Origin of the sequence: Oerskovia rustica (assembly GCF_014836555.1) — a bacterium.
Taxonomy (GTDB): Bacteria; Actinomycetota; Actinomycetes; order Actinomycetales; family Cellulomonadaceae; genus Oerskovia; species Oerskovia rustica.
The window spans coordinates 124009-131194 of sequence record NZ_JACSQQ010000006.1 but is presented as its reverse complement, the minus strand read 5'-3'; the positions used below and the strand labels follow the sequence as shown (position 1 = coordinate 131194).

Annotated in this window: 7 protein-coding genes and 1 tRNA gene; 2 read left to right on the top strand and 6 right to left on the bottom strand. The window is 72.2% G+C overall.

What is annotated here, in order from left to right:
* Positions 1 to 80: 80 nt before the first annotated feature.
* From H9652_RS05265 to H9652_RS05255, 3 genes are read right to left on the bottom strand one after another with little or no spacing between them, the layout of a single operon-like run.
* Positions 81 to 560 carry a hypothetical protein gene (locus tag H9652_RS05265; RefSeq protein WP_191795307.1) on the bottom strand — a complete coding sequence of 160 codons (480 nt, stop codon included), beginning with the start codon at positions 558 to 560 and terminating at the stop codon, positions 81 to 83.
* Positions 561 to 570: 10 nt separating this feature from the next.
* On the bottom strand, positions 571 to 1110 hold the full coding sequence (locus H9652_RS05260; protein ID WP_191795306.1) for a LytTR family DNA-binding domain-containing protein: 540 nt from the start codon (positions 1108 to 1110) through the stop codon (positions 571 to 573).
* Positions 1111 to 1138: 28 nt separating this feature from the next.
* The gene (locus tag H9652_RS05255) at positions 1139 to 2329 is read right to left on the bottom strand and encodes a serine hydrolase domain-containing protein (protein ID WP_191795305.1); all 1191 of its coding nucleotides are present in this window, start codon (positions 2327 to 2329) and stop codon (positions 1139 to 1141) included.
* 237 nt (positions 2330 to 2566) lie between these two features.
* Here H9652_RS05255 and H9652_RS05250 point away from each other — a divergent pair, with 237 nt between their 5' ends.
* Positions 2567 to 3013 carry a MarR family winged helix-turn-helix transcriptional regulator gene (locus tag H9652_RS05250; protein ID WP_191795304.1) on the top strand — a complete coding sequence of 149 codons (447 nt, stop codon included), beginning with the start codon at positions 2567 to 2569 and terminating at the stop codon, positions 3011 to 3013.
* Positions 3014 to 3108: 95 nt separating this feature from the next.
* Positions 3109 to 4554, top strand: a complete 1446-nt coding sequence (locus H9652_RS05245) for an MATE family efflux transporter (protein WP_191795303.1) — start codon at positions 3109 to 3111, stop codon at positions 4552 to 4554.
* A 133-nt stretch (positions 4555 to 4687) separates the two neighbouring features.
* Here the strand turns inward: H9652_RS05245 and H9652_RS05240 are convergent.
* The 3 genes from H9652_RS05240 to H9652_RS05230 form a co-directional block, all read right to left on the bottom strand.
* Positions 4688 to 4759, bottom strand: a tRNA-Val gene (locus H9652_RS05240).
* A 181-nt stretch (positions 4760 to 4940) separates the two neighbouring features.
* Positions 4941 to 5807, bottom strand: coding sequence for an aminotransferase class IV (locus H9652_RS05235; RefSeq protein ID WP_191795302.1), 867 nt, complete (start codon positions 5805 to 5807; stop codon positions 4941 to 4943).
* Between the two features lie 4 nt (positions 5808 to 5811).
* Positions 5812 to 7044 carry a chorismate-binding protein gene (locus H9652_RS05230; RefSeq protein WP_449866964.1) on the bottom strand — a complete coding sequence of 411 codons (1233 nt, stop codon included), beginning with the start codon at positions 7042 to 7044 and terminating at the stop codon, positions 5812 to 5814.
* Positions 7045 to 7186 lie beyond the last annotated feature (142 nt).

Below are 7186 nucleotides of genomic sequence, written 5' to 3'. Positions count from 1 at the left end.
CGGGGGGGGGCGGCGCCGTCGTCGTGCTCGCGGCTGCCGGTGGGGCGTGGACCGTCCGTGGGGTGTGCGCGCCGCACGAATCAGTCCGCGTCGGGCGGCTCGGCCGACCCCTGCTCACGAGAAGCCTGGCCGAGCGACGCCTGCATCCTGCGCAGCCGCGCCCTCGTCCAGCGGAACACCAGGTAGTCGGCGACGTTCGCGACGACGACGATGGCCAGCACGAGCCCGACGACGGGCCACCAGTCCCGCGCAGCACCCTGCGGTCCGGCCCCCGCCCCCGTCCCGGCGGCCAGCCCCGCGAGGCCCAGCATGATCGCGGCCGTCGTCACGAGCGCGACGAGCCCGTTGAGGAGGAAGTAGGTGCGGGGGCGGGCGAGCCGGATCGGCAGCAGCGACGTGAGCCACTCGGTGACCAGCCCCACGAGCAGCCCGATGCCACCGCTCGCCAGAACCGTCAGCGCCCACAGCCCCGGGTCGCCCGCGCCAGGGTTCGCCAGGATCACGACGACGCCGATCCCCAGGCCGAGGAAGAACGAGCTCACGACGTTCCGGAAGTTCATACGTTCCTCCTCACATCTTCAGCGCGCTGCGCAGGCGCTTGGCGTAGGTCTTGGACACCTCGAGCTCGGCGCCACCGGTGAGGCGGAGCACGTAGCGCGAGTTGAACCAGGGCACGATCTCGGTCACGTGCAGGAGGTTCGCGAGCTGCGACTTGTTCACGCGGAGGAACCCCAGCCCGGCCCAGGCCGACTCGTAGTGCGCCAACGTCTCGCGCACCCGGTAGCGCCCGGTGGCGGTGCACGCGACGATCCCGTCAGCAGCGGCCTCGAAGTAGCGCACCTCACGCGGTGCGATGACCATGAACGAGCTGCCGCTCTGGCCCGTGAGCATCCGGGGCGGACCCGTGGTCCCCTCGCGCAGCCCTGTCGCGAGCATCCGCACGACCTCGACGTGGTCGAGCGGGTCGAACACGACGGCGGGACTGCCCGCGGGGACGTCGAAGCCGCGCTCCACGAGAGTCCACCCGTCGTCGTCGACGGCGATCCCGACGGCGGCGAGCTCCCGACGGAGCCGCTCCGCCACCGCTGGCGAGCAGACCAGCTGCACCATGGATCGTCCTTGCCCCGTCGTGGTCCGGCTAGTCCCGCAGGCGGTCGACCAGCAACCGGACCTGCACCAGCTCCTCGATCGCCTTCTGGCGGTGGTCGAGCGAGCCGAAGTTCGCGATGTAGTACGTGTCGCCGCTCGGATCGTACAGCGCGTACGTCCCGGTGGCGCCGACCGCGCCGTGCACGTCGGACATCGCGAACAGGAGCGGTGAGAGCTCCGAGAAACGGAACTGCATGATGCCCATGCCGTAGCCGATGCCCTTGTCCACGTCGTGCTCGAACCTCGTGAGGGTGGCGAGCGTCTCGTCCGAGACGAGGTCGCCGCCCATGAGCGCCCGCAGGAAGAGCAGCAGGTCGTCCATCGTGGTCACCACTCCCCCGCCCGCCCAGTCGACCGAGAGCGCGTTCCGCCGACTGATGTCGACGCCGTCGGCCGTCAGGGACAGGATGTCCGTGCCCTCGCCGAACTCGGTCAGGAGGCGGCTGCCGGCCATGCCGAGGGGCGTGAACAGGCGGTCGTCGAGGACCTGCGCGTAGGGCGCGCCCTCGATGCGCTCGAGCGCGAGCCCCAGGAGCAGGTAGCCGGTGTCGGAGTAGGCGAACGTCTCCCCCGGGACACCGACCGGCTCCTGGTGGTCCCGCGAGAACGCGACCAGCTCCTGGGCCGTGAAGAGGTGGTCCGGGTCGGCCGCGACCTGCTCCAGGACCGGTACGCCCGAGGTCACCGGCCCTTCGAAGTAGTCGGCCACGCCCGACGTGTGCGCCAGGAGCTGCCCGACCGTCACCTCGGCCGCGTGGTCCGTGCCGTCGACCACGAACAGGTCGGCGAGGGTCTCGGCGTCCAGCCAGGCCGCGACCGGGTCGTCGAACGTGAGCGTGCCCTCGTCGACGAGCTGCCCGTAGACGGCCGCGAGCATCGTCTTGCCCACGCTCGCCGAGTGGTACGGGCTGTCGGTCCGCGCGGGGACGTCGCTGCCCGCCCGCTCGGTGCCGACCGCGTACTGCAGGAGCCGGTCCTCCGGACCCGAGTACACCGTGAGCAACGCGTTGGAGAGCGTCGGGTCGCCCGCGACGGCGTCGCGCAGCCGCTCCTCGACGGCCTGGTCGACCTGCGCCCGCGAGAGGGGACGGTTCGCGTACGCCAGCGCTCCGGCTCCCGCCAGGAGCAGCGCCATGGCGCCTCCCGTGATCCCCCAGGTGATCTTCCCGCGCCGTCTCATGTCGTCTCCTCGTGTGCTGGTCGAGCGTTCTCGGTCGAGCGCTCGGTGACACGGCGAACGTACGGAGGGGGCGGGGCCGCGGGGAACGGGTTCGGGCCGAGAGGGCGCGGAGGAGGGCTGAGCGGTCGTCAGGGAGAGGTCACCGTCGACGCCGACTCCGGGCCGTCGGTGACGGGGACCGCGCGAGCATCAGTTCGATGGTTGACAGTTAGGGCTCAAATCATTAGCCTTCTAACCATGAGCGAACAGGGCATCAGACTTTCCAGCAGCCTCGAGCTGGTCCGTTGGATCGGATGGGCCCAGCGCAAGGTCGGCGAGGACTGGATCCGCGAGCGCGACCTGAGCCACGAGCAGGCCTTCGTGCTCGGTTACCTGGTGCAGAACCCGGGTGCGATCCAGCGCGACATCGCAGCGGTCAGCCGCACGAGCGCGGCGAGCGTCTCGAGCCTCTTGCAGGGGCTCGAGCGCCGCGGACTCATCGAGCGCCGCACGCAGAGCGGTGACGAACGCCGCAAGCGCGTCTTCGCCACACCGGCGGGGACCGAGCTCATCGCCGGCTTCGACGTCGCGATGGCCGAGGCCGACGAGACGATCCTTGCCCCGTTGACCCCCGACGAGCGGTCCACCCTGCTCTCCCTGCTCACGAAGATCACCGCGGAGCTGCCGCAGCCCACCCGCTCGTAACCGCGAGGGCGTTTCGTCCCTCACCGACCACCCCTTCCACCTCGCCGCGTCGGAGCCCGCCGACGCGCGCTCGACCCTGCCCGAAAGGAGCCGTCATGAGCTCCAGCACCCTCGAACCCACGGTGACGACGGACGACGTCGGCACCAATCACTGGTACCTCGCGTCCGCGCCCGTCGTCCGCGCCCTGGTGCACCTGTGCGTGCCCATGGCGGCCGCGATGATCGTCGGCGCGGTCTACAACGTCATCAACGCCGGCTTCGTCGGCTCGCTCCACGACAGCGCGCTCCTCGCCGCGATCACGCTCGGCACACCGTTGCTCGGTCTCGTCATGGCGATCGGCGGCGTGTTCGGCGTCGGCGGCGGCGCGCTCGTCTCCCGGATGCTCGGCGCGGTGGACCGCGACCCGGCGCAGGCCGGCAGGATCAAGCACGTCTCGTCGTTCGCCCTCTGGGGGTCGGTGATCGCCGGCGCTGTCTTCGGCGGCCTCGGTCTGCTCCTGCTGCACCCCCTCGTATCGCTGCTGGGCGCGGACGCCGCTGCCGCGCCCGCGACGAACGCCTACGTGAGCGTCATGCTCGCCTTCGTGCCGGTGCTGACCGCAGCGTTCTGCCTCGAACAGCTCGTGCGCGCCGAGGGTGCCGCCCGCCAGGTCATGATCGGCCTCATCGGTTCCACGATCGCCAACGTCGTTCTCGACGTCCTGCTCATCCTCGTGCTGCACCAGGGCGTCGCCGGCGCGGCCCTCGCGATGGGCCTGTCGAACCTCGGCCTCGTCGCCTACTTCGCCCTCTGGCTGCACCGCAACAGCGAGCACGCGAGCCTCGCTCCGCGCTGGTTCACGCTCTCCCCCTCCGTGCTCAAGCCCGTCTTCGGCGTCGGTGTGAGCGAGCTGCTCCAGGCGTCCTTCCTGATCGTGACGTCCCTGGTGCTCAACAACCTCGCCGTCGCCTACGGCGACAGCGCGCTCGGCGCCATGGGCGTCGCGGTCCGCATCGCCCAGGTGCCCGAGTTCCTCGTCATGGGCGTCACGCTCGGTGTCCTCCCGCTGCTCGCCTACGCGTACGGCAAGGGCGACCGGAACCGTCTCCGCTCGGCCGTGCGCGTCTCCGCGCTCGCGGTGGGCGGCATCTCCCTGGTCTCGGCGGCGACCGTGCTCGCCTTCCGCGAGCCCCTGTTCTCCGCCTTCTCGACCGACCCCTCGATGCTCACGGTCGGCGTCACGATCCTCACGGCGCAGCTCGTCGCGATGGTCATGAACGGGTTCACCGGACTCCTCACCTCGCTCTTCCAGGCCACGGGGCGCGCTACCCCGGCGATCGTGATCTCGTTGGCGCAGGGCGTCCTCTTCATCCCGATCGTGATCCTCGGGAACCTCTGGTTCGGGCTCTCGGGCATCGTCTGGTCGCTGACGGTCTCCGAGTCGGCCGTGCTCCTCGTCGCCGTCGTGATGTGGCTCGTGTCACGCCGGGCGATCGATCGTGGGCTCGCCACCGGCAGCGCAGAGCGCGCCGAGCAGTCGCTCGCACCCGCCGCGACCTGACCCGGCCACGGGTGCTCGGGAGGCAACCGTCGTCGGCCAGGCCGGGCGGAACTCTCCGTAGGTTCCTCGCACGCTGCACAACGCAGAAGGCCCTCGGCCAGCGTTTCCGCTGATCGAGGGCCTTCTGTTTCGGTGGGCGATACTGGGTTCGAACCAGTGACCTCTTCGGTGTGAACGAAGCGCGCTACCACTGCGCCAATCGCCCGCTGCGACTGAACCTCTCGGTCCGGCCGTGCGTCCTGGAAGATATTAGCCGTATTTCGACCCAGATCGCGAACTGGCCTCCGGGCCGGCCTCCCAGCCCGCCGCGACGGGACTCCCCCAGCGTAGCGCCGCGGGGCCCGCAGCGGCCGGATCCCGGGCCTCGGTCGCCGCGCACCACACCGTCACGGGTCCATGTGCTCCCTGCGCCGCCGGTCGAACAGCTCGCGCGCCGCGAGCGACAGCTCCCCGGCGCGCACGGCGACGCCGTCGAGCGAGACCACCGGCTGGATGTTGCGCACGCTCCCCGCGAGGGCGAGGCCCAGGCCTGAGGAGGCTCCGCCGTCGGGGCCAGGCACGAGCCGGTCGAGGACCGAGAACGGGAGCGTCGCCTCGCGGACCGGCAGCCCGTCCTCCGCGGCCCACTCGAGGAGGAGCTCGCGCGTGATGCCCGCGAGGCAGCCCGACGACAGCGGGGGCGTCACGAGCTCGCCGCCGACCTCGACGAGGACGTTGGCGCCCGTGCCCTCGCACAGGTCGCCGACGGTGTTGGCGAGGATCGCCTCGTCCCCCCCGCGCGCGACGGCGTCGGCGAGCGCGACGACGTTCTCGGCGTACGAGGTCGTCTTGAGGCCGGCCACGGCCGAGCGCTCGTTGCGCACCCAGGGCGAGCGCACGGCCCGCGACGTCGGACCGGGCGAGGCCGGGCCCGCGGCGATCACGATCGTCTCCTCGCCGTCGTCGCGCCCCGACCCCATGGGCCCGAACCCGCCCGTGACCGTGATGCGCAGGCGCCCCGCGCTCTCCCCGGCCGCAGCGAGGACCTGCGCGACGCCGTCGCGGATGCGCGCCTCGTCGGGCGCCGGCAGGCCCATGCCTGCCGCGGACCGCCCCAGGCGCCGCAGGTGACGCGTCAGGGCGAACGCCTGACCGCCGTACACGGCGCACGTCTCGAAGATCCCGTCCCCCACGGTCACGCCGTGGTCCAGCGCGCTCAGGGCGCGCTCCCGCGGCTCGACGAAGGACCCATCCACCCACACGACGATCGACATGACCTCAGTCTGCCGCAGGCGCGCCCGACGCGAGCGCGACGAGCCGCGCAGCCTTGAGCTCGGTCTCGGCCCACTCCTCGGCCGGGTCGCTCCCCCACGTGATGCCCGCGCCGGTCCCGAAGCGCAGCTCGTCGTCGCTCCACCAGAAGGTCCGGATCCCGACGGCGAGCTCCGCCTCTCCCGTGTCGGCGTCGATCCAGCCGACCGCTCCGCAGTACGGGCCGCGGGGTCCGCGTTCGAGCTCGCGGATGATCCGCAGCGCCGACGACTTGGGTGCCCCCGACACCGACGCGGGCGGGAACGTCGCGTCGAGCACCTGCCCCCACAGGTCGCCCGGGGCGTCCTCCTCGACCGTGACGCGCCCCTGCACGCGTGAGACCAGGTGCACGAGGCCCGGGTGCGCCTCGACGGCCAGGAGGTCGGTGACCTCGACCGACCCCGGCTCGCTCACCCGCTGCAGGTCGTTGCGCACGAGGTCGGTGATCATGACGTTCTCGGTGCGGTCCTTCTCCCGCAGGCCGTCGACCGTGGGCGCGGTGCCCTTGATGGGCCCCGACGACAGCACGCCGTCCTCGAGCCGCAGGAACAGCTCGGGGGAAGCCGTCACGACCCACACGGGGTCGACGCCGCTCACCGCGGGGACGTGGATCGCGCCCGCGTAGGGGGCGGGGTTGCCGGCCGCGAGGGTGCGCGCAAGGGCCCGGGCGTCGGGCTCGCGGTCGCCTGCAGGCAGGGGCGCGGCCAGCACGCGGCAGATGTTCGCCTGGTAGACGTCGCCCTCGTGCACGGCGTGGCGGACGGCCGCCACGGCGGCCTGGTACTCGTCGCGGGACAGCGAGCTGCGCCAGGCGTCGGGCCCCGGCCCACGCCAGTCCCCCTCCCCGCCCGACGGCGTCGCGTCTGCGGGCAGGTCGGCCTCGGTCCTCCCGTGGTGGGCGAAGCGCCACGCACGCGCCCGACCGCCGTGCGCCGGGTCCTCGAAGTCGGCCACGACGAACCAGAGCCCCTCGGCGAGTCGCGCGGAGTCGACCATCAGGTCGATGCACTCGACGACGCCCGCGCCGTGTCGGCCCGCGAATGACGCGAACCCGGCCCCGGCCACGGCAGGTGCGTCGACGGCGACGCCGGCCGTGCTGGCCGTGCTGGCCGTCTCGTGGTCTCCGTGCAGGTCAGAGGGTCGGCGTCCGCGCCGTCCGTCTGCCTCGCGCGGGGCGTCGAAGCGTGACCCGCGCCTCATTCGCCCCACCTGCCCCGCGTCGACGGATCGTCAGGAAGCCGCGGAACTTCGCGGGTCCTGGGGTTCTGGCATCGCTGAGCTGGCACGTGACAACGCTACCGATCCCCGAGGGGCGGCCCGTCCGGTTGGACGCCCGGCGCTT

Excerpts from the sequence above, each read along its gene's own strand:
- H9652_RS05265 (WP_191795307.1), bottom strand. The coding sequence starts at position 560 with ATGAACTTCCGGAACGTCGTGAGCTCGTTCTTCCTCGGCCTGGGGATC.
- H9652_RS05260 (WP_191795306.1), bottom strand. The coding sequence starts at position 1,110 with ATGGTGCAGCTGGTCTGCTCGCCAGCGGTGGCGGAGCGGCTCCGTCGG.
- H9652_RS05255 (WP_191795305.1), bottom strand. The coding sequence starts at position 2,329 with ATGAGACGGCGCGGGAAGATCACCTGGGGGATCACGGGAGGCGCCATG.
- H9652_RS05250 (WP_191795304.1), top strand. The coding sequence starts at position 2,567 with ATGAGCGAACAGGGCATCAGACTTTCCAGCAGCCTCGAGCTGGTCCGT.
- H9652_RS05245 (WP_191795303.1), top strand. The coding sequence starts at position 3,109 with ATGAGCTCCAGCACCCTCGAACCCACGGTGACGACGGACGACGTCGGC.
- H9652_RS05235 (WP_191795302.1), bottom strand. The coding sequence starts at position 5,807 with ATGTCGATCGTCGTGTGGGTGGATGGGTCCTTCGTCGAGCCGCGGGAG.
- H9652_RS05230 (WP_449866964.1), bottom strand. The coding sequence starts at position 7,044 with ATGAGGCGCGGGTCACGCTTCGACGCCCCGCGCGAGGCAGACGGACGG.